At 36.6% G+C, this 22,092-nt stretch carries 24 protein-coding genes and 1 pseudogene; 22 read left to right on the plus strand and 3 right to left on the minus strand.

The window, feature by feature from the left end; all coding sequences use genetic code 11:
• The 19 genes from A9G32_RS06270 to A9G32_RS06365 all read left to right on the plus strand — a co-directional run bounded on the left by A9G32_RS06270 (position 1) and on the right by A9G32_RS06365 (position 17,196).
• Positions 1-978 (plus strand): major capsid protein, encoded by a 978-nt coding sequence (locus A9G32_RS06270; RefSeq protein ID WP_065590015.1) that lies wholly within the window; start codon positions 1-3, stop codon positions 976-978.
• Positions 979-1,014: 36 nt separating this feature from the next.
• On the plus strand, positions 1,015-1,494 hold the full coding sequence (locus tag A9G32_RS06275) for a DnaT-like ssDNA-binding protein (RefSeq protein WP_065590014.1): 480 nt from the start codon (positions 1,015-1,017) through the stop codon (positions 1,492-1,494).
• On the plus strand, positions 1,494-1,847 hold the full coding sequence (locus A9G32_RS06280; RefSeq protein ID WP_065590013.1) for a hypothetical protein: 354 nt from the start codon (positions 1,494-1,496) through the stop codon (positions 1,845-1,847). The genes A9G32_RS06275 and A9G32_RS06280 overlap by 1 nt, the downstream gene beginning before the upstream one ends.
• On the plus strand, positions 1,848-2,297 hold the full coding sequence (locus A9G32_RS06285; protein WP_065575163.1) for a hypothetical protein: 450 nt from the start codon (positions 1,848-1,850) through the stop codon (positions 2,295-2,297).
• A gap of 3 nt (positions 2,298-2,300) precedes the next feature.
• A complete protein-coding gene (locus A9G32_RS06290; RefSeq protein ID WP_081296776.1) occupies positions 2,301-2,708 on the plus strand; it encodes a phage tail terminator-like protein in 408 nt (135 codons plus the stop codon).
• Positions 2,709-2,727: 19 nt separating this feature from the next.
• Positions 2,728-3,387 (plus strand): phage tail protein, encoded by a 660-nt coding sequence (locus tag A9G32_RS06295; RefSeq protein ID WP_065590012.1) that lies wholly within the window; start codon positions 2,728-2,730, stop codon positions 3,385-3,387.
• Between the two features lie 11 nt (positions 3,388-3,398).
• The gene (locus A9G32_RS06300; protein WP_065590011.1) at positions 3,399-3,710 is read left to right on the plus strand and encodes a phage tail assembly chaperone; all 312 of its coding nucleotides are present in this window, start codon (positions 3,399-3,401) and stop codon (positions 3,708-3,710) included.
• A 47-nt stretch (positions 3,711-3,757) separates the two neighbouring features.
• Entirely contained in the window at positions 3,758-4,015 is a 258-nt protein-coding gene (locus tag A9G32_RS06305) for a DUF1799 domain-containing protein (RefSeq protein ID WP_080702287.1), read from the plus strand.
• A 138-nt stretch (positions 4,016-4,153) separates the two neighbouring features.
• Positions 4,154-4,588, plus strand: a complete 435-nt coding sequence (locus tag A9G32_RS06310; protein WP_065590010.1) for a hypothetical protein — start codon at positions 4,154-4,156, stop codon at positions 4,586-4,588.
• Positions 4,589-4,991: 403 nt separating this feature from the next.
• A complete protein-coding gene (locus tag A9G32_RS06320; RefSeq protein WP_065590008.1) occupies positions 4,992-8,000 on the plus strand; it encodes a phage tail tape measure protein in 3,009 nt (1,002 codons plus the stop codon).
• Positions 8,001-8,016: 16 nt separating this feature from the next.
• Positions 8,017-8,358: a phage tail protein gene (locus A9G32_RS06325; protein ID WP_065590007.1), complete on the plus strand. Its 342-nt coding sequence runs from the start codon at positions 8,017-8,019 to the stop codon at positions 8,356-8,358.
• 95 nt (positions 8,359-8,453) lie between these two features.
• Entirely contained in the window at positions 8,454-9,188 is a 735-nt protein-coding gene (locus tag A9G32_RS06330; RefSeq protein ID WP_065590006.1) for a phage minor tail protein L, read from the plus strand.
• A gap of 1 nt (position 9,189) precedes the next feature.
• The gene (locus A9G32_RS06335) at positions 9,190-9,912 is read left to right on the plus strand and encodes a C40 family peptidase (protein ID WP_065590005.1); all 723 of its coding nucleotides are present in this window, start codon (positions 9,190-9,192) and stop codon (positions 9,910-9,912) included.
• Positions 9,902-10,519: a tail assembly protein gene (locus tag A9G32_RS06340; protein WP_065590004.1), complete on the plus strand. Its 618-nt coding sequence runs from the start codon at positions 9,902-9,904 to the stop codon at positions 10,517-10,519. Before A9G32_RS06335 ends, A9G32_RS06340 begins: the two co-directional genes overlap by 11 nt.
• A gap of 7 nt (positions 10,520-10,526) precedes the next feature.
• Entirely contained in the window at positions 10,527-13,817 is a 3,291-nt protein-coding gene (locus tag A9G32_RS06345) for a host specificity protein J (RefSeq protein WP_065590003.1), read from the plus strand.
• A gap of 7 nt (positions 13,818-13,824) precedes the next feature.
• Positions 13,825-14,874 (plus strand): hypothetical protein, encoded by a 1,050-nt coding sequence (locus A9G32_RS06350; protein ID WP_065590002.1) that lies wholly within the window; start codon positions 13,825-13,827, stop codon positions 14,872-14,874.
• 13 nt (positions 14,875-14,887) lie between these two features.
• Positions 14,888-15,181 (plus strand): hypothetical protein, encoded by a 294-nt coding sequence (locus tag A9G32_RS06355; protein WP_065590001.1) that lies wholly within the window; start codon positions 14,888-14,890, stop codon positions 15,179-15,181.
• 64 nt (positions 15,182-15,245) lie between these two features.
• Positions 15,246-16,658, plus strand: a complete 1,413-nt coding sequence (locus A9G32_RS13235) for a hypothetical protein (RefSeq protein WP_218055862.1) — start codon at positions 15,246-15,248, stop codon at positions 16,656-16,658.
• A gap of 1 nt (position 16,659) precedes the next feature.
• Positions 16,660-17,196 carry a tail fiber assembly protein gene (locus A9G32_RS06365; protein ID WP_065590000.1) on the plus strand — a complete coding sequence of 179 codons (537 nt, stop codon included), beginning with the start codon at positions 16,660-16,662 and terminating at the stop codon, positions 17,194-17,196.
• 523 nt (positions 17,197-17,719) lie between these two features.
• Here the strand turns inward: A9G32_RS06365 and A9G32_RS06370 are convergent.
• A pseudogene (locus tag A9G32_RS06370) lies at positions 17,720-18,869 on the minus strand (IS3 family transposase).
• Between the two features lie 196 nt (positions 18,870-19,065).
• Between A9G32_RS06370 and A9G32_RS06380 the strand changes: the two are divergent.
• Positions 19,066-19,368: an addiction module antidote protein gene (locus A9G32_RS06380; RefSeq protein ID WP_065589998.1), complete on the plus strand. Its 303-nt coding sequence runs from the start codon at positions 19,066-19,068 to the stop codon at positions 19,366-19,368.
• Positions 19,369-19,484: 116 nt separating this feature from the next.
• On the opposite strand, the gene A9G32_RS06385 is transcribed toward A9G32_RS06380, so the two are convergent.
• Positions 19,485-20,015, minus strand: a complete 531-nt coding sequence (locus tag A9G32_RS06385; protein ID WP_065589997.1) for a hypothetical protein — start codon at positions 20,013-20,015, stop codon at positions 19,485-19,487.
• 32 nt (positions 20,016-20,047) lie between these two features.
• Positions 20,048-20,236 (minus strand): hypothetical protein, encoded by a 189-nt coding sequence (locus A9G32_RS06390; protein ID WP_065589996.1) that lies wholly within the window; start codon positions 20,234-20,236, stop codon positions 20,048-20,050.
• 425 nt (positions 20,237-20,661) lie between these two features.
• On the opposite strand from A9G32_RS06390, the gene A9G32_RS06395 reads away from it, so the two are divergent.
• Both A9G32_RS06395 and A9G32_RS06400 read left to right on the plus strand, forming a co-directional pair.
• Entirely contained in the window at positions 20,662-21,189 is a 528-nt protein-coding gene (locus tag A9G32_RS06395; protein ID WP_065589995.1) for a hypothetical protein, read from the plus strand.
• Between the two features lie 5 nt (positions 21,190-21,194).
• Positions 21,195-21,653, plus strand: a complete 459-nt coding sequence (locus A9G32_RS06400; RefSeq protein WP_065568055.1) for a type II toxin-antitoxin system YafO family toxin — start codon at positions 21,195-21,197, stop codon at positions 21,651-21,653.
• The last annotated feature ends 439 nt before the right edge of the window (positions 21,654-22,092 follow it).

The following is a 22,092-nucleotide window of genomic DNA, read 5'->3' on the forward strand; positions in this document are numbered from 1 at the left end:
ATGGCAACAACAGTAAATACAGATTTAATCATTTACAACGATTTAGCACAAACCGCATTTTTAGAGCGACGCCAAGATAACTTGGATGTATTTAATGCGGCATCTAATGGCGCAATTCTTATCGACAATGAATTAATTGAAGGAGATTTTCGTAAACGAGCATTTTATAAGGTTAACGGCTCTATTGACCCTCGTGATGTTAATTCGGTTGATCCTGTTACAGGTAAAAAAATCGGTGCAGGCGAAGCTGTGGGCGTCAAAGTGCCATGGAAATATGGACCTTATGAAACAACAGAAGAAGCATTTAAACGCCGTGGGCGTGATATTTCTGAATTTTCAGAGGTGATCGGCGTTGATGTGGCAGATGCAACATTAGAGGGCTACGTTAAATATGCCATCAATTCTCTAATGGCTGCTATTGGCGCTAACACTGACATGACAGTAACTGCAGATATAGCTACTGATGGGAAGAAAACATTAACCAAAGGATTACGCAAATATGGCGACAAATTTAATCGTGTCGCTTTATTTGTTATGCATTCTACAACCTACTTTGACATTGTAGATCAGGCAATGGATAACAAGCTATACGAAGAAGCTGGTGTTGTGGTTTATGGTGGTCAACCAGGCACATTAGGCAAACCTGTATTAGTTACAGATTCTGCGCCAGTTGATGCGATTTTAGGTTTAGTTGCAAGTGCTGTAAAAATCACTGAGTCACAAGCTCCGGGCTTCCGTTCTTATGACATCAATACGCAGGAAAACTTAGCAATCGGATATCGTGCAGAGGGTACAGTTAACATCGATTTACTTGGTTACAGCTGGGATACATCAAAAGGCGCTAACCCAGATTTAGCTAAGTTGAGCAATCAAGTTAACTGGAAAAAACACTTTGACAGCAATAAATCTACCGCTGGCGTTTTAATAAAACTAGGAGCGCCAAACGTTAACAGCAGATCTGCCAAAGGAAATAATTAAAACAAAGGGCTTTACGCCCTTTTTATGGAGCAATGAATGATTAATGCCGATCCTAATTCTAGCAACTTTAACAGTTATGCAAGCATTGATGATTTAGAGCATTTTGCTAATGCAAGAGATATAAGTTTACCTGACAATAAAGAATCATTGCTCATTAAAGCAATGGACTATTTGAATGGATTAAATTGGGCAGGTAAGAAAGCCAAACAAAACCAACCTTTACCATTTCCTAGAAAGGATATTGTTTTGGATGGCTATTTATTACCTAGCAATGAGATCCCAACTCCACTAATAACAGCTCAATGCATGTTAGCTATTGAAGCTATTTCGGGTGATTTATTACCTAGTGTGCGTGAAGCTCCAGTAAAGTCGGAGTCTATAGCTGGTGCGTTAACAGTCGCTTATGCGGTCGATGAATCTGGCTTTAAACCGCAGTATACGGCTGTTATATCAATATTGGGCGATTTGGTTGTTAGCAGTGGGTTTTCAATAAATTGTATTGCCGAGAGGTCGTGATGGTGAACTTTTATGAACGTTCATTTAATACAGCCTTGAAGCTCCTTTCAAAATACGGCATGGAATACTCAGTATTAAGAAAGGGTAAGGTATCGATTGTTAACGGTAAAGAAGTTATTACCGAAAATCAGACCTTTACGACAATTGGTATAAAAACCAATTATAACCCGATTGAGATTGACGGTACTGTCATTCAATCAGGCGATATTCAGATGGTTTTTTCTGCTGATGTTGAGCTAAAAATCAACGATATTGTAATCATTGACGGTAAAAAATATCTGATTAAACAGCCAAACCCAGTAAAACCTGCTGATGTTCTTATATGCTACAAAACACAGTTAAGGAAAGCGTAAATGTCAAATAGCCAAAATTTTCTATCGTCTATCAATGCGTTTGTAGATAAAGCGAAAGCAAAAAATGAGCTTGTAGTTAAAAAGGCTAGTATCGAAATCTTGCAAGACATTATCAGAATGTCACCAGTAGGACAGCCTGAATTATGGCAAGGTTATGCACCCAAAGGCTATGTCGGTGGACGTTTTCGTGGCAACTGGCAAGTTACCTTTAATGTGCCTGCATCTGTTGAACTAGATAGAATTGATCCATCAGGAATGGACACGTTAAAAGATGGTATCGAGCAGATTGGGCGGTATACAAATGGTGTTCAGTCAATCTACTTTACTAACAACCTACCGTATAGTGTGAGATTAGAGTTTGGACACTCTAAACAAGCGCCTAACGGCATTGTCAGGGTCGCCGCACTAAATGCTCAAGTTCATTTTGAAAACGCCACAAAAGGAGGTTAATCATTGATTTCGACAATTTCAGGATTGCTCGAATCGCATTTAGATATCATTGCCAACCAACTGGGTTTACCAATCATTTATGAAAACATCGAAGCAACACCTAATGACGAAATCTACTTAAAATCCAACATATTGCCAGCAATCACAACCAGCTTTGATTTGGGCGGTAATTCACGGATTTACAAAGGAGTTTATCAAGTTAGCGTAGTAGCTCCAATTAACACTGGTAAATCACACTCTCAGCAGATATCAGAAGCGATTATTACGCATTTCAAACTCAATACAGAGTTAACCAAAGATAATTTTTCACTTTACATCAACTCAATACCAAGCGTTTATCCAGCTATCACGGATAAAACCACTTACACCATACCAATTAGCATGAATTACCGTGCTGATACATTAATTTAATTAAATTAGGAGTTTTACTATGGGTTTTGCATTACCTAACGGCGCACGTGTTTACGTGCAAAAATCAAAAGGCGAGGCTTTAGCATTTGAAACTATTACAAACGCCAAAGAAGCGGTTGTTACATTGAAAGCGAATCACGGGCTTGTGGTCGGTGATGAGGTTCTAATCACATCGGGTTGGGCAAGGCTTAATTACGTTGTGGCCAAAATTACTCGGGTTAATGCTGCGGATGTAACATTGGGCAATATTAACACCGGCAATGTAAATATGTTTCCTGTTGACGAGGGGGCTGGGACGGTTACTAAAATTACATCTTGGGAACGTTTACCTCAAATCAAAGAAGTTTCAACCGAGGGTGGTGAGCAACAATATGTTCAAATTCAATTCCTTGAAGATGACAAAGAAAAGCAATTGCCGACCATTAAATCGGCGAAAAGTAAAAGTTACACCATTGCTCATGATAGTTCTTTACCGGCTTATCCAGTGCTTCAAGAGTTGGACCAAACTAATGATGTGGTAGCAATGAAAATGTATGTACCGAAAGCAAAAGAAACTCGCTACGACGCTGTACGAGTGTCATTTGACCCAACACCTGAGACGGCTATCAACGAGATTGAAACCGTAAAAATCAACACAACCGTCGAATCACCAGCGATCACATTTTATAAAGATAAATAAGGATAAACTAAATGGCAAAATTTAAATTAGTCGCAGAACCAACGTTTAAGTGTAATGTCTTAATTCCTCGTGCAGGTCAAGAGGACGGGCAAATCGAACTAACCTTTAACCATTACTCAGCAGATAAACTCACTAAACTTGAAGATGAAGTTAAAGATAAACAAATTATCGATCTTGTCATGAAAATAGTTCAAGGCTGGAGCTTGGATGAAGAATTTAATCAAGAAAACATGCAAATCTTATTAAATAACTATCCTGCTGCTTGGCGTGCGATAACCGATACATACTATAAAGAAATGTTAGGTCAGCGCGAAAAAAACTAATTGAACTTGCCATTGCTCTATATACCCCCGAGCCGTCAAAAGATGAACTGGCGGCATTCGGTCTAACCGAAGATGATTACGCTGATGAGTATGTAGAAATATGGCAAGACAATTTAGATGTTTTTAAGCTATTTAAAGCAATGTCCACCCAATGGCGTACAAGCATGGGTGGCGTTACAGGGCTTGATTACAATTGCTTACCATGGGTTATGAAAGTTAACAACATAGCTGAAAACGAGACTATTTTTAACGATATCCAAATCATGGAAAGCGAAGCCCTGAAATTAATGCACAAATCAAAATAATTGTTAGTTTAAAGGGTAACATTTGAAAAATCACCCATCAGTCAAACCATCTGAAGGTGGTTTTTTATTGCTCTTAACTCAATGATCACATAATATTAACGTAAAATAGTTAATATAAAATAGGATCATATGTATCGCATGAAAGGAATTTTACTAATTAGCTTGGTTAGCTTAGTTTTATTTGGCTGTGAAGAAAAAAAAGTAACTGAGGAAATGCTTATTGGGGATTGGGAGTGTGGCGCAACCGAACAAAGAGCAAAATGGAAGAATGGGGTATTTCAAAACTATTCAACAACAATTGACCACGGAAAATCATTAGTTACGTATTTAAAAGAAAATGATAGTCTTTTTGTAAAGCTGCCTGATAGTGATGAAAAAATAAAGCAGGATTTCAAAAAATTGAACGAAAGTTACGAAGATTCTTTGGGTGACAGGAAAATAGTCGGATTCACCAAACTTGAATATATATCAGATAATGAGTTTAAACTTACTTCTGAGTCCACTAGAACGCAAGATAAACAAGAGGACAATGAGAAAATTAAAACATTAATGCACTGTACCAGAATCAAATAACCATAAAGCCCTTTCGGGCTTATTTAAATTTAGTTAATTTGTTATTGACCACCAAAGCAATTCAAACCCGCTTCGGCGGGTTTTTGTTATCTGGAAAAAATATGCTGTCACCAATACAATTCGATAAATTATTTAATTTGCTTGTCAATATATGCAGATTGCATCAAACAACACCCGTACGAACAGAAACGGAATCATCTGCAAATGAAATACATGCTTTTTATATCTATGTTGACGCCGATCTTGATAGCATTGTTAATATGAATTTTGAATTGGCAGAAAAAATAACATTAGATTATGATTTAGATTGCATTAAATTCGTTTTTGTATTTAAAAAGAATTAAACACAAAACTTAATAAATAAGACCGCTTAATTGCGGTTTTTTTATGTCTGGAGAAAATTATGGCAGAAGAAATCACATCGCTAAAGCTTAAGATTGATGTGCAAAGCGTCGATGAAGCGAATAAAAAACTAGATGATTTTAGTAAAAAGGCGGAGGGTGCGGCGTCTGCTACTGATGAGTTCGAAAACTCACAACAAATTATCAAAAGCTCATTATCTCGAACAGCTAAAGAGGTTGACGAAGTTCATCGACGTATTGCCGAATATCGTAAAAGCCTTACAGAAAATACAAACTCGGCGAAAAAATTTGCTGAATCTAGCGATAGATTATATGTTGGTTTTCGAAATCAAATTGACAGTTTAAAAGATGTTAATACTGCCTCAAAAGAGCTTGCAAGAGTTAGAAAAATGCTTGCAAAAACTTATAAAGACGGTCAAATAGATATCCACAATTATAGCCAATTGCTCTCAGATATTGCAATCAAGCAAAAAGAAGTAACGACGGCTGAAAACATTGCAAGCAAAGCGCGAACTGATTTTTTAAATAAATTAAAAGCGCAGGTTGCTACTCAGAATCTATCAAAAGAGCAATTATTGCGATATCAAGCTGCACAACTTGGAGTTAGCTCATCTGCTGATGTTTATATTCGAAAACTAACGCAAGCAACGAAAGAAACCCAAAAATTAGGCACAGCTTCTTTAGCTACTAAGCACCAGTTAGCTACAATGACGACACAGATGATGCGAGGAAATTTCACAGGTCTACAAACTTCTAGTATGTCTATGATCATGAAAAATGGCATAGGCAATACTTTTAGCACGCTGTTAACCTCGTTAAATCCTGTGAACATCGGCATTTCTGCCATGGTCGGCTTGCTTGGTAGCATGATACCGAAGCTTTTTGAAACTGAAAGCGCTACAGATAAATTAGCGGCAGCGCAAGATCGTTTAAATAGGGTGCTGAATACAGACAAAAAAACAGGTTTTACTTTCTTGTCTGACGATATGATGCAGTTACTTAAGAAAAATAGGCCGTTAGTTGAGGGGTTGTTAAAATCAAGCGAAAGAGATGTAAAAAAAACTATTTCAGGAATTAAGGCTCAGCTTCAAGACGGATTTAAAGATGCTGAAGTAGGGTGGAAAGAAACGCTTAAGAGGCTCGGGCGTAGCGGCACTTCGGATTTAGATGCAGTTCTTGATTCTATTCAACGTCTCACTAAGGGTGGACAGGATTTAGGTGCAGCGCTTAAAAATGTTAATGATGAAGCTTTGGAATCGGCATCCGGCATTAGAAGTAAAGTTTCTAGTTATGCAGAATATTTCGATATAACAGAAGAGCAAGCTCAAGATTTGCTTGTTGATTTATCTAACATTAAAGCTGAGACCGATTCAATTAAAGCATCAGAAAAGATTAATGACTTAATTAATAAACTTGGAAATTTATATAAAACTTCTGACAATGGCAATGACAAATTTCAAGGACTAATTAATGGATTAATTGAAATTGCAAATAAAGCAAGCGACGCATCATTAAAGTTACAGCTTTTAAAAGCAATAAGCGGGAATGCAGATAAAGCAACAGACCCAACAAAAAGCCCGTTCTACCAATACTCACAAATGATAATGACGCGTAGCGAGCGCGCAAAAGCTGAAATTGAAGAAATGGAAGCCGCAGCAAAGAGAGCCAACGAAATTGCTCCAGGCTCGGTCACAAAAGAGGATATAGACAAAGCAGCAGCAAAGATTAGAGCTAACAACGCCGAAAAAACAAGCTCAGCAACCAATTTATTACGCACATCACAACAGCAAGAAATCAGCTTAAAAAGTCAGCTTCAAGCACTGCGTGAACAGAGTTTAACAGTTAACACGATTACTTCAGAGCGCAAAAAGTACTTTGATTTACAAGCTCAGATTCAAACGCTAGAAAGTACTGGCAATAAATCAAGAATGTCAGCGCATGAAAAGTATGTACTTGCACATAAAGATGCTTTACTTGCTCAGTTTGCTAAAAATGCAGCCATTAGTGAGGAAATTACACAATACGAAACGGCGACTAAAGCGCTTCGTAAAATGCAAGAGTACACAACAAACTTATCTGCAAAATCTCAAGCTAGTCAAGCTACGTTCGGCATGACGTCAAAAAATGCGAATCGCTACAATGAAATGTCAGAGCTTGACGCTCAGCGTGATATAGCGCTTAAAGGTACTAGTAACCCTACAGAAATAACAAAAATCACCGAGGAATATAACAAGGCAAAACAAGCGTTACAACAAAGCTGGCAGCAGGAAGACATTAATCAAACTGATTGGTTCGCAGGGCTAAAAGTGGGTATTAATGAGTTTTCAGATGCTTCACGGAACATGTTTGATGCATTTCGTGATTTAGGACAACAAACCATGAGTTCTGTTAGCCACTCATTAACTGAATTTGTTACGACTGGGAAAATGAGCTTCAAGAGCCTGACAAAGTCAATTCTCACCAACATTATTGAAATTATCAATAAGTTGCTAGTTGCTCAAGCAATACAGTCATCAATGAAATGGTTTGGAATGGCTAGCGCTGGTGCTGGTGCAGCAACGGGAGGGCTACAGCAAGCATACAACGGAGGGTTAATCCGTGGATATGCAACTGGTGGGGATGTTAGATACAGCATTAACTCGTGCGGTTTTACAGGGCGAGGCAATAAGTATGAACCAGCGGGCATTGTTCACAAGGGCGAATTCGTATTCACTAAAGAAGCGACAAAACGCCTTGGTGTTGGCAATCTTTACGCGTTGATGAATGAAGCACAGCGAGGGTACGCAAGCGGTGGAGCAGTTAATCTTGGTCACGCATCGCCAATTGCTTTTACTCGTAAGTCTAATAAATCATCAAGCGCTATAAATGTTAATACTAATGTGACATTAAACATGGAATCTAATAGTGAATCAGGGGCGGCTAACTCAAGCATTGATGCAAATTCTATTGAAAGTCAAGCTGCTGCAATAATTGATCGGCGCGTAAATGAAACGATAAAAAAACTTGTTTCACCGGGCGGTGATTTATATAACCTGATGCGCGCAAGATAGGTATTAGGAGGAGGAAATGACAATAGATGTTTTTAAATGGAAAACAATGGGCAATCCGAAACATACAGATTCATCAAACATTAACGAAGCTGGATTTGGTGACGGTTATTCGCAAATTTGGGTGTCGGGTATTAATAATGTTAGCGAATCTTGGGACTTAACTTATACAGGATGCATCAATGAAATAAAAGAAGTTCGTGATTTTTTAAACTCGCACATCATAAAGTCGTTTAAGTGGAAAAACCCGTACGGCGAAGAAAAATTGTATCGAGTTGTGAATAAATCTATCGAATCCGAATTTGTTGGCGGCAGAGTTGTTTCATTATCATTCAAATTTATTCAAGCTTATTCACCTTGATTAAAAAATGGTAGTAAAGGTGTTGATTTTATTAAATTTATTTTTAATTTGAATAAACCGCTCATGTGGCGGTTTTTTTATGTCTGGAGAAAGCTATGCCAATAACACAAGATTTACAAGCACTTGAGGGTAACCAGCTTATACAACTAATAGAGGTGGATGGCACAAAATTTGGTCTTGATGAAGTACTGAGATTTCATGCTCATAATATTTCACCTGACGGTTGGGCGTCATTTGCCACTGAGAATTTACCATCAATAAAATGGCAAGGTAAAGAATATTTACCGTATCCATATGAGTTAAAAGACATTGAATTAAGTAGCACTGGCTCACAACCAACACCAAGATTATCGGTTGGCAATATAGACGGTAGGGTAACTCGGCTTTGTATTGATTATGATGACTTGGTCCAAGCAAAAGTCAAAATCCACACGACAATGGCTAAGTACCTTGATGCGGATAATTGGCTTAATGGAAATCCTACTGCAGACCCAACACAAGAACGAGTCCAGTTATTTTTTATCAATAACAAGCGCGAAGAAACAAAAGCGACCGTTGAATTTGAGCTGTGTTCACCTTTTGACATACAAAATCTTAAATTACCCACACGGCAAATAACAACAGTTTGCACTTGGTGTATGCGTGGTTGGTATAGAACTGGGACGGGATGTGACTATGCAGGCAATAAGTATTTCACTAAAGATGGCATAGAGACTGATGATCCTGCTAAAGATCAATGCGGTGGCTTATTAAAGGATTGTAAAGCTCGCCATGGTAATAATCCGCTTCCTTTTGGTGGTTTCCCTGCGGCAAATTTACAAGGTAAATAATATGAGACAAAAATTATTAGATGCAATAAAAAAACATGTTGAAAGTGAATATCCTAACGAGGCGTGTGGTCTAATTGTGGATACGGGTAAAACTCAAAAATATATACCTTGTAAAAACATATCAGACAATCCCAAAGAGCATTTTTTAATCTCACCTGATGAGCAACTAGAAGCTGAGAAACAGGGTGAAATCATTATGATTATTCACTCTCATCCTGATGTGGTATCACTTGTCCCGTCGGAATTTGACCGTATTCAATGCGATTATTCGGGTGTTGAATGGGGAATTATGTCTGTCCCTGATGGTGATTTTTGCACAATATCACCGCGTATAAATCGGGATTATACGGGGCGTCAATGGCTGCTAGGGTATGCTGATTGCTGGGCATTGATCATGGATTACTATAAACGTGAGTATAACATCGGTTTAAAAAACTATTCTGTTACTCATGAATGGTGGGAGAGTGGAGATGAAAATATTTATGATGACAACTGGCAATCAGAGGGGTTTGTTGAGGTGGACCTCAAAGACATGCAGATTGGCGACATCATTATGATGCGAATTGGTGCGCAAGTTACAAACCATGCTGCTATTTATTTTGGTGACAATCTTATTCTTCATCATCTTTATGGTCAATTATCATCAAGAACACCATACGGTAAATATTTTAGAGATAGAACCGTTCGAATAGTACGACACAAGGAGTTATTTAATGCTGAGTAATGTAACGTTTAAAGGCGCAATGGCTAAGCAATTTGGCAAGAATCATCAATACGATGTGCAAGATATTAAAGAAGTGTTAAGAGCGTTATGCGCAACGATAAAAGGCTTTGAAAAATACATGAGTTCAGCGCATATGAAAGGTGTCAAATTTGCTTTTTTTGTTGACGGCAAAAACATTGGTATTGATGAGTTTGATATTAATGCAAGTGGTAAAAATTACATGATCATGCCTGTAGCTCAAGGCTCTAAAAGTGGCGGAATGCTACAAATTATTATTGGTGCTATTGCGTTAGTGGCTGCATTTTTTACGGCAGGTGCGTCACTGGCGGCGTGGGGAGCAGCGATGGCTGCCACAACGGTTACTGCAACATCGATTTTAACAGGAATCGGTATTAGCATGATGCTTGGCGGGGTTGTTCAATTGCTCACACCTCAGCCGAAATTTAACGCTGGCGGTTCATCTAGCGCAGAAAACAAGCCCAATTATGGATTTGGTGCGCCAGTTAATACCAACGCGGTGGGTTATCCTGTAGCTATTTTGCTAGGTGAGCGTGAAATTGGTGGTGCAGTAATTAATGCTGGTATTTATTCAGAAGATCAACAATAGGTGAATTATGCATTTGATAGAGGGTCAAAAAGGTGGTAGTAAAAAACAGCATAAGCCGTATGAACAACCAGATAATCTACTTTCAACAGCTAAGCTTAAAGCATTGATTGCATTGAGTGAGGGTGAGATTCAAGGCGATATTACAGAACAAAATATTTATATTGATAACACCCCGTTGGCTAATGCCGATGGTTCACGTAATTTTAATGGTGTTACGTGGGAGTTTCGTAATGGCTCACAAACTCAAGATTATATTAAGGGTATTCCTGAAATCAGTAATGAGTTGCGAGCGAATTATATAGTAAAAGCCAATAAACCTTGGGTTCGCTCATTTTCTAATTTAGATTTAGATGCAATTAGAATTAAGTTGAGTTTGCCTACTCATGTTGAATATAAAGAAAATGGCGATATGGTTGGTACAGTCACAAAGTATGCAATTGATCTATCAACAGATGGTAGTGCTTTTGAAACGGTTGTGAATGCTGAATTTAATGGTAAAACCACATCTGAATATCAAAGAGATCATCGCATAAATCTGCCAAGTGCGGTAAATGGTTGGGCTATTCGAGTAAGACGATTAACACCAGATTCTAACTCTAATAGTAAATTAATTAACGCATTTGCTGTATCTTCTTACGCAGAAGTGATTGATAGCAAATTACGCTACCCTAACACCGCTTTGCTTTATATTGAGTTGGACGCTAGTCAATTTAACGGAGCCGTGCCAAAGATTAGTTGCAAGTTAAAAGGAAAACTTGTTCAAGTTCCCGATAATTATGATCCTGTTAGTCGAACATACTCGGGAATTTGGCGAGGTGGCTTTAAAATGGCTTACACGAATAATCCTGCTTGGCTTGCTTATTATCTAATGCGTGATGAGATAGCAGGCATGGGGTTACGGATTGATTCTACTATGATAGATAAATGGTCTATCTATCAACTAGGGCAATACTGCGATCAGATGGTATCTGATGGGAAGGGTGGCAAAGAGCCACGTTTTGCTTGTAATGAATATATACAAAGTCAAGAGGACGCTTACACAGTACTTAAAGACTTGGTGGCGTCATTTCGTGGGATAATTTTTTGGGGTAATGACCAGATTTGTTTAACGGCTGACATGCCACAAGACGAGCCTGATTTCATCTATCATCCATCTAACGTTATCGGTGATTTTGCATATTCAGGTGGTTCATATAAAAATAGATATACTTCGTGCTTAGTTGCTTATTCTGACCCCAATAACCATTATTGTGATGATGTAGAAGCTGTATGGGACTATGATTTAATGCGTCGATACGATGTTAATGTAATGAAATTAACAGCTATCGGCTGTACATCACAAGCAGAGGCGCAGAGAAGAGGGCGTTGGGCATTACTTTCCAATGCGAAAGATGAAGTAATAACCTTTACTGTTGGCTTGGATGGTTATATTCCTATGCCTGCACGAATTATTGGAGTAGCCGATCCGTCTCGTTCAGGTAAAGAAAACGGTGGGCGAATTCATGCCGTTTCTGGGCGAAAAATAACGCTAGATAGAGTTGTTGATTATAGCGCTGGCGATCGACTAGTAATTAACTTGCCAGATGGTACAGCTCAAAGCAGAACCATCAAAGCAATCAGTACCGATAAAAAAACGATTACGGTTTCTGCTAACTATAAAATTGAACCTGTAGCTGGTGCAGTTTGGTGTATAGATAGTGATAATATTGCAATTCAATATTTTAGAGTGACATCAATATCGGCAACTGAAAAAGGTCGGTTTACAATAACGGCTATTCAGCACGATCCTGATAAATTCAAATATATTGATGAGGGTATTCGGATTGAGTCAAAACCTATTACCGTTACTCCACCAAGTTCAATTTCTACTCCAAAAAATATTGTTGTTTCAGAAAGTAGCTACATCTCTCAAGGCTTGTCAATTGCATCTTTAAATGCAACATGGGATACAGTGGAAGGAGCAACAAACTACGTTGCTCAATGGCGAAAAGATAATTCAGCTTGGATTAATGTTGGTCGTACAAACGGCACAAATTTTACTGTTGAGGGGGTTTATTCAGGTGTCTATGAAGTTCGTGTAAGAGCTGTTAATGCAATTGACGTATCTTCACCTTGGGCATACTCACAAGCGACTTCAATTAAAGGTAAGGTTGGTAAACCAGACAAACCAATTGGGTTTACAGCTAGTGATGACGTTGTTTTTGGCGTTGATTTAAAGTGGTCGTTTCCTGACGGTAGCGGTGACACAAGTCATACTGAAATCCAATACTCTACAAATGAGAGTGAAGAAAAGGCGCTATTGTTAAGTAATGTTACGTATCCAAGTTGTAGTTATTCACAAACAGGATTATCAATTGGTCAAGTGTTTTTCTACCGTGCTCGATTGGTTGATAAGATCGGAAACGTTAGTGATTGGACAGAATGGGTTAGAGGGATTTCTAGTACAAATACCAACGATTTAACTGACCATATTTTTGATGAAATCAAAGAAACCGATGCTTGGAACTCTCTTATTGATTCAGTTGATAATGCGGCGATTAGTTCAATAGAAAACGCAAAAGCGATCATTGAAAATGCGTTAGCTAATGATACCGAAACACGCCGTCGCAGAGTTGAAAATGGTAGCTTATCGGCTGAAATAAAAGAAACTAATTCTGTTTTATTAACTGAAAAAGAGGCAACCGCAATTGCATTACGCGAGTTAAACTCTAAATACGGTGATGTTAGCAGTAATTTAACAGAGTTTAAAAAAACTACTGCAGAACAAAATTCAGCTACAGCACAAGCCATTCAATCCATCAACACGAAAGTGGGGGACGTATCTACATCAATCTCTGACGTTAGCGAAACTGTAAATAATCTCAATGGCAAAATTTCAGCTCACAGAACAATGAAAGTTAAGATCGATGATAAAGGACAGCAATATGTCGCAGGCATGACAATGGGCGTTGAGAATACCGATAATGGCATGCAGTCAAATGTCATCTTTCTTGCTGATAAATTCATGGTTATGAACCAAGCAAATGGCAACCCTGTCCCAGCTTTTATCATAAAAGATGGCAATGTAATCATGAATGGCGCAATCATCGGCAGGGCGTCATTAAATTTCGCAACAATTTCGGACACAATTCAATCTGAAAATTATGTTCCCGGGAAATCGGGATGGCGGTTATTTAAGGATGGCAATTTTGAGATAAATAGCTCATTTCTTGGAGGCGGAAGAATTGAATTAAACGGTAGTGGATTAGCTGTCTTTGATGAAAGAAATGTACTAAGAGTAAAACTAGGTAAATTGTGAGGTAAAAGTGTCAAGTTACGGCTTAAAGATTTTTAGTACTGATGGACCTGATATTATATTAGATTCATCTCACACTATGTGTTGTATTTTAGGGATATGTAGTGTTGAACAGCACCAAACAGGCATTTATGTTCCTGATGGGTATCAGTATTATGTGCATTTAACAAACGGCTCTGGTTATAATGTTGACTTTGAGATGGATGAAGACGGTACCAATATTTGGGTTTGTGGCGCATTTGATTCACGCAGTTATCTAGACAATAATCGACAAGTTATTTTGGCAAATGGCCCAAACGCGTGGGGGTATGGTGGTGATAGCGGTAGTGGGTATAACCAACTATGTATAATAATTGGTTATCCGATGCATAATCCGGCTTCAGGAATAGGGATTTCATTTACAGGTCAAAATAACTTTTTTTCCATCAATCAAGCATCATTATGTGCACCCGTGGTATTTAAGGGAGACATTACAATATCAGCTAAAGATGGTTGGCGACCAAGCAATATTAATCCGCACCTGAATTTCAACAATTGTGCAGTCTTTGTTTATAGTGACAAACAAAATACTTCAATCGGAATCGGGTTTAATCGTGATTTTTATGAACATGCTTTATTTGCTCATAATAAAGATGGTGTAAGATTAAATTATGATATTTCCATAAAAGTAGTTGTTTTTGCAAAACAAGAAACAATAAATACCCTGTCAAAATACGGGATGAGGATTTATAATTCATATGGGGAAACAGTATGTGATTCAACATCAGGGCTTTTAATTAATCCACAGCTATACAGCTTTGGAGCTGTTAGCCATGGTGAATTCGTCAGTATACCTAATATTAGACGCCCCATGTTCATTCCGACATCAATTGGCGGTTATGCGAGTTTCGATAAATACAGTGGCATCACTAAGCAAGTTGGCTTTGCTTCAAATGGATTTAGTCTAGCGCCATCTTATATAAATCACGAAAATTATGAATGGACCCACCCATTTAATGGAAAATTTACTTCAAACTTTCCGTTAATGATTTTAGACGCTGAAAATTATTTTAAATTTTAAAAATGGAGCAATGATGAAAAAAATAATATTGTTATTTATGTTGTTATTTTCTAGCAATTCGTATTCCAAACAATTAAATTGTGAGGCAATTTACAAAGAAAACACGTTGGGAGGTGCAATAAAAAGCTTTGAAATCAGTAAGATTAAAAAAATCAATGACAATCACTATGATTTAAAGCTCAAGTTAGCTGGCTCTATACGGCAGAAATTAGATAATTTCCCGACTGAGAAAACTCATACTTTAATTGATATCAAATGCGCAAACACCGAAAAAGAAAAGCAATTAAAGGCATTGTTTAAATTATAATTCAATTTGTTCAATAAAACCGCTCATGTGGCGGTTTTTTTATGTTTAAAATTTGAGGAAAATTATGTCTTGGTACAAAACTGGTACGGTAAACGTAACCAATAACAGCAAAATAATAACTGGAATTAACACTAAGTGGGCTAATCCATTAATAGGCATTTGTTCTGGGCAAATGTTGATACTACAAACATCAAGCACAATAGAAATTTATGAGATTGCATCCATTCAATCAGACACTCAATTAACACTAGCAAAAGAGTATAACGGAGTAAGTAAGACGGGAGTCTCGTACGAAATACCGACTTCCCCCAAAGTTTCCATTGAAGCTTTAGCATTGCGCGTATCAGAAATGTTGAATTATTATCAAATCCAACTAGACGCTTGGCAAACCTTATTAACGGGTGATGGAGAGGTAACATTAACAGCACCAGATGGACAAGTTGTCACAATAAAATCTCAATATGCAATACAAAAAGAGTTGATAAAACTTGTTGAACAAAGCAAAGATTTTGCACAATCAGCAAGTGAATCAGCAACAATAGCAACTAATGCTAGTACATCAGCTGAATCGTATTCAGATTCAGCTAAATCATATGCAAATAGTGCTAGCGCATCAGCAACAGCATCTCGTAACTCAGCTCAGCAATCTAGTAATAGCGCTAATGCTGCTAAAGCGTCTGAAAACAACGCTAAAATATCTGAACAAAAAGCTAAAAAATCAGCAGATGAAGCTAAAAATGCTGCGCTATCAGTTGACACTACAAGTTTTATCAAGAAAACAGGTGAAGAAAATCAGTCAATAGACGGGGCGTTAGATGTAAAAGTTCTAAATGAACAAGGCCAACGAGTTTACTCGCCGAATAATAAACCGACGGCTGATGATGTCGGCGCTGTTCCGGCCGTTAAAGAGGACGTGAACGGTTCACCTACTTACATTGTTGGTAATCATATAGTTGTAAAAGACATGATTGGCGACCAGCGCTTAATGCCGTTTCGTCGTGATGAGCTGCCGTTCGGGTGGTATTTTCGCAACGGTGATAATTTCTTGCTAGATTCACCGCAAGGGCAAGCTTTAAATAATTTGTCGGCTAATTATAAATCCGATCACTGGATAACAATCAAAACAATTGACGGCAAACAATACATTAATGTACCAACAGCGTTTGCGCCCGACGGTCGAGGTTATTTTGAGCGTGCGGTTAATGGTATAAGTAGGCAGGTAGGCAGTCCAGAAGATGATGCTATTCGAGACATCTGGGGACATTTCGATACAGGTGTTGTAGATAATCATTCTAATTACTCTCGCGGCGCGTTTTCTGGCTCAAATGCAATTTATCCCGAAAACGGTGCGTTTGAACAGAAAAAGGACTGGCCAGCGTTCGGTTACGATTTTCATGCTTCAAATGTAGTCCCCACAGCTCACGAAAATAGACCAATCAACATCGGTATGACACCTGTTATTTACTTGGGAGTGTAATATGATTAATTATTATTTTGATAACACAAATGAACTAAAACCATTCACACATGAATTAGAAGCGAACGATGACACATTACCGCCAGATAATGCGTTACGCATAGCGCCTGAATTCAAAAACGGCTATTGTCCATGTGAACAAAACGGAAAATGGGTTTTAGTTGAGGATCATCGAGAAAAAACGGTATATAACATTGATACAAAAAGTGCGGAAAAAATCGATTATCTCGGTAAAATTAAAGACGGTTTTACTCTGTTAGAGCCGTTTGAATTTTGTAAGTGGGATATCAAAGCTAAAAAATGGGTATTAGATGAAGATGCAAAAAATGAACATCTCATCAAAAACAATCAAAATTTAAAAAACTCATTAATCAACGAAGCTAACGAAAAAATAGCTATTTTGCAAGATATTATCGATCTTGATATGCAAGAAGCAGACGAAGAAGCGCAGTTAAAATCATGGAAAAAATATCGAATCTTGTTAACGCGTGTTGATGCGTCTGATATTAATGCTATATTTCCAGCTAAGCCTGAATAATCAAAACACACTATCAATCTTCAACTTACAATACTCAACAGCGTCATGTAACATTACAAAATCGGCGATATCGTATAGTGTTTTCTGCGTTTGATAGAATACATAATTGTGCTCGTTGTCGCTGTTGATAATGTAGCATTCGCCCGTAATTTCATTTTCGAAGTCCTCGGGCGTCATGCGTATGTAAATTGGTAGTGTGTAGTTTATTGTTATCATGTTATGTAAGATTAGTTAGTTTTATTCATCATAAACTAATATTTTTTGGAGTGTGGATTTGAATTGGAAAGTTGGGAAGTGGATCGCGAAAGTGTTAGAATAATCGACATATATAAAATCTATCTTCAAATATTATTTTAACGGTATTTTAAACGGTATGTTGTTTTGTGTTATTTTAAAATTTTTATAAATCAAAATGGTATGATTTTATTCAGATTCCTGCTGAGGTCGAAATTATACCGTTCAATAAAATTCAAAAATGTTCAGAAAACCTAATAGAAACAAGCTTTTGATCCTCGCCAAAATATTAGACAGTGCCCGCCTCTATCATTTTTTCGTTTTGGTAATATTGTTGTTCATATTGTTCAGGTGATACCCAGCCATTGGCTGAATGGCGGCGTATCCGATTATAATAGATTTCAATATATTCAAATAGTGCTTTATTAGCCAGTTTTCTCGTTTTGTAGTAACAGTCATGAATAATGTGTGTTTTGAGTGTATGAAAAAAACTTTCAACAACCGCATTATCAAAGCAGTTTCCTCTTCGACTCATGCTTTGCCTTAGTCCATATTGTAACAATAATTGCTTGAAATCAGCACTGCAATATTGGCTTCCTTGGTCACTATGAATGAGTACATTTTTAGGAAAGTGACGCCGAAATAAAGCTTGTTTTAATGTATTACACACTAAATGGCGGTCTATGTAGCGACTGGTTTGCCTAGCAATCACTTTTCGTCCATATAAATCGATAATCACCGACAAATATAACCAACCTTCCCCCGTTTTAATATAAGTAATATTGGTTACCCATGTTTTATTAGGCTTATCAGGGTTAAATTGCCTATATAACGTGTTGGGCGCAATATTGTGATGAGCTGTGTCTGTTTTATACTTGAATTTACGTGCTGCTTTACTTCGTAATCCCAATTGTTGCAAAATACGGCTAATTGTTCTTTCTGAAACTTGATAGCCTGCTTCTCTTGCATCATGAAGCAGGCTTGGCGCACCCAAACGAGCTTTATGTTGCCAATACTGCTTTTGGATATACTCGCTGAGTTTGGCGGATTTGTTTGCTCTTTTTAACCAAGCATAATAACCTGATGAACTGACACCAAGTAATCGGCATATCCTAGTAACGGGATAGCTAGTTAAATGATTTTTCATATAAGCGTACTTCACCGACTTGGATTGTTGATGATATGCACATGCGCCTTTTTTAGTATATCATTGGCCATTTTCAGTTCTTTAATCTCTTTTTCTAACGCCATTATCCGCTGTTGCTCAGTGGTTAACTCTCGATGGCTAGTTTTATTCGGGGAAAGTTGCCTAATCCATTTATCTAGGGTTGATTTACCCACACCTAGTGGTTGGCAAGTTCGCTGATAGAAAGGTGTGCATTAGATAACGCATAATCCACTGATTGTTGTTTAAATTCGATACTAAATTTTTTAACCATGATATTTGTCTCCTATGATTTTTGTTTATATCATAGAGGCGACTTTTGTCCACTTTTTTGGCGAGGATCAGTGCAGGGTATCGAGTATATTACGCAAAGGATGGCGATATTACCTATCTCTTACTATGTGGTGGTGATAAATCAACACAAAAGAAAGATATAGAAAAAGCGGTGAAACTTTGGAGGGAGATTAAAGATGGTTAAAGTGACGCAATTTGACGCGGCAAAATTCCTTAATACTGATGAAGAAAGAGCTATGTATCTTTCAGAATTTTTACACGAGGATATTTCATCAGAAGAATTTATCGCAGCACTTAATGATGTAGCTCGTTCAATAGGTATGACAAAAATAGCAGAAGAAGCAGGGATTGGGCGGGAAAGTTTATATAAAACTTTATCAGCTAAAAAACCTAGATTTGACACTATGCTTAAAATTATTCATGCGTTAGGTATGGATCTACAAATCACAGCAACAAGAAAGACTTGTAATATGCAATAAATACTTGACTGTACGGATATACGGATAGATAATATGTATATGATGCGGTTTTGGACGCATAAAATTTAAGCCCACTAAAATAGTTGGGCTTTTTATTTTATTGTTCAATATGCAACTTAGTCTATTTCGCATTTTGACTCATATTTTATATTGGCTGAGCCTAATACTTTTTTTCTGTATTTTTCAGCATTTGTTAACTGTTCTAATAAAGCGTTGAGTGTTTTTTTATTAAATCCAACCTTGTTATATATTGATGATTCACTAAAAATTATTAAAGAATTATTAAAATAAGTATGGAAATTCATAATATTTTCTGCGTTTTCTGATTTTAATAATCCAATTTTATCTAGGTTAGATTTATAAATTGAAGGTAAGTTTAATTCGGAGTCAGGAGTAATTAATCTGTTTTCTAAAGGATTTGTATTATTAAATTCTTTTATTTTTTTCTTTACTGTCTGAATGCGTTCGCAGATTATATCAGAACCATGATAGCCTTCTATTTCAACAGCAAAAATTTGTAGCCATTTTTTTCCTTCTTCTTCTTGTTGCAACTTGGGAATGTAATATGTAACAACAACACTAACAAATGCTGATATTAAACCACCAATAACAGTTGCACATATTGTTTGTAAAAAATTACTTTTCATTAAGTTATTCCTTATATATTTTAAAGCCTCAATTAAGAGGCTTTTTTGTTATCAAGGTAAAATTTCACAGCATCAACAATAAGTTGAGCTTGTGAGATGTTTAGATCTTTACTTGCTTGTTCAATTAATGCGATATCATCAACGTGTAGTTTAAAGCCTTTTACTTTAACTCCTCGTTTTTGGTCGCTTTTTTGATTAATTTCAACTCTTGTTAATGCCATGTTATCCGCCTTGATTTTTTAAAATTAAATTGTTATATTTAAGGTCATCGGAGAGGTTTCCCTCTCCTTTGAACTACTTTAGAATGCTGGGGAGCTAATCAAAAGTAGCAGAATTAAAATGAATATTTTCTTTTTCATTTTAATTCTCCTTAAGCCCTCGTCTTAGGTCGGGGGTTTACCTTATCAAGTCCCTCGCTTGATGTTTTTATTGTAAGTTAACTTACAATAAAAGTCAACAATATTTATCAAAAAAATTTAATTTTTTATAGATTTATCACTAAATAAAATTAATGAAGTCTTATATGTATTTTTGTGTTTTATTTGTCAAAAGATAAATAGTTGTTGTATTGCTACTTTAAGTTGAATATAATTTTTCCGTTATTCCTAAGGATTTTTTCATCAATTCTAATTGTGGTAATATAATAATGAAGAGTAAAGTAGCAGTTGCGGTATTGTTATCTACGAGTTTAGTCTCTTTGAATTCAGCTGCGTCTGGAGCTATGGCTTTGTCCTCTCAGTATCAAACAAAAAGTGAAATTAACCACGAAGATATTAAAATGGTAAATTTAAAAAATAAAGTAATCAATTATTTTAATATTGACTTGGTTAAAACATTGAAAGATTCAGAAAATATTTTATATGAAATAACTGATGATTTTTCCTGTGATTTTATAAAAAATTATGATTTTTCTGCAATGCTAAAAAATTTAGTTTCTGTGGAGTCCTCAGCTTTTACATTTATAAATAATAATTTAATTACAAAGATGGATATTAAAGATTCACTTCGCTTAATATTGTCTTTGAAAAATAAAATTACAAGAATAATGCAAATAAGGGATTCACTTGATGTGGTTCCAACTTATTATAATAGTGGAATAAATACAACTCATATTTTATCGTTAGCAAACAATACAACTAATAAATTATTAAGCGAAATCAAAAACAAGGCTTAGTAATCATGGTTGATGTTATAATTTTAGAGGAAGCCAGATATTTATTTGCTGATACATTTATAGAATTCCCTAATTTTGAAAATCAATTAATTAGTGTTTTTAAAGAATATATAGAAAGTAATCGAACAAAAGTGCCTGATATTTTTGGACGTGATGTTCCGTATAGACAACCAAACAGGCTCTATGAGCTAAATGTTCAACATATTCATTTAAAGTTGCCTCCAAACCGATTCCCAAAGAACCAGCCTCAATATTATAGATGCAACGCCACTAAAGAGCCTAATAAGGATATTTTTCTTGTTTATGTTATTTCAGATTTTAATCCTAAGAGATTTGCGCTGTTAGCAATATTAAGACCACATGCTCATAAAAAAAGTAAAGAAAGAAGAATATTAAATTTATTTTGTCAATTGGCTGAAAAATATCAAGAACAAGAATTCGAGTTATATTGTGCAACTGATTAGCTCACGAGATATTTAACATTCACCGCTTAATTGCGGTTTTTTTATATCCAAATTTACCCCTACGCCACTTTCTATAATTCAAGACAACAAATTGATTTATAGATACGCTCGGGGGCTTTCAAAGAATCGACAGCAAAGCTAGATACACACAACTAACATTTAAGGAGCTGGAGGCTGAAAACCGCAAAATTAAGCAGATGTTTGCCGAGCTGAGCTTAAAATCACAGCTTCAGGAAGAAATCATAAAAAAGCTTTAGTGCCCACAAAGGCACGTAAAACGTGGGCACAGCAACTACAACAAAAAAATAACATGACACCGTTCGAATATAAAACACTAAAACAAGCAGCTTAATTTTCTACGTGAGTTGTGTACTAAGTTTGGGGCATTTACAATAATCCCACAAAATCTAAATTATCATAAATATAACTTTATATTTTT

The organism is Gilliamella sp. Gris3-2, assembly GCF_001690345.1.
In the GTDB taxonomy this organism is placed as follows: domain Bacteria; phylum Pseudomonadota; class Gammaproteobacteria; order Enterobacterales; family Orbaceae; genus Gilliamella; species Gilliamella bombi.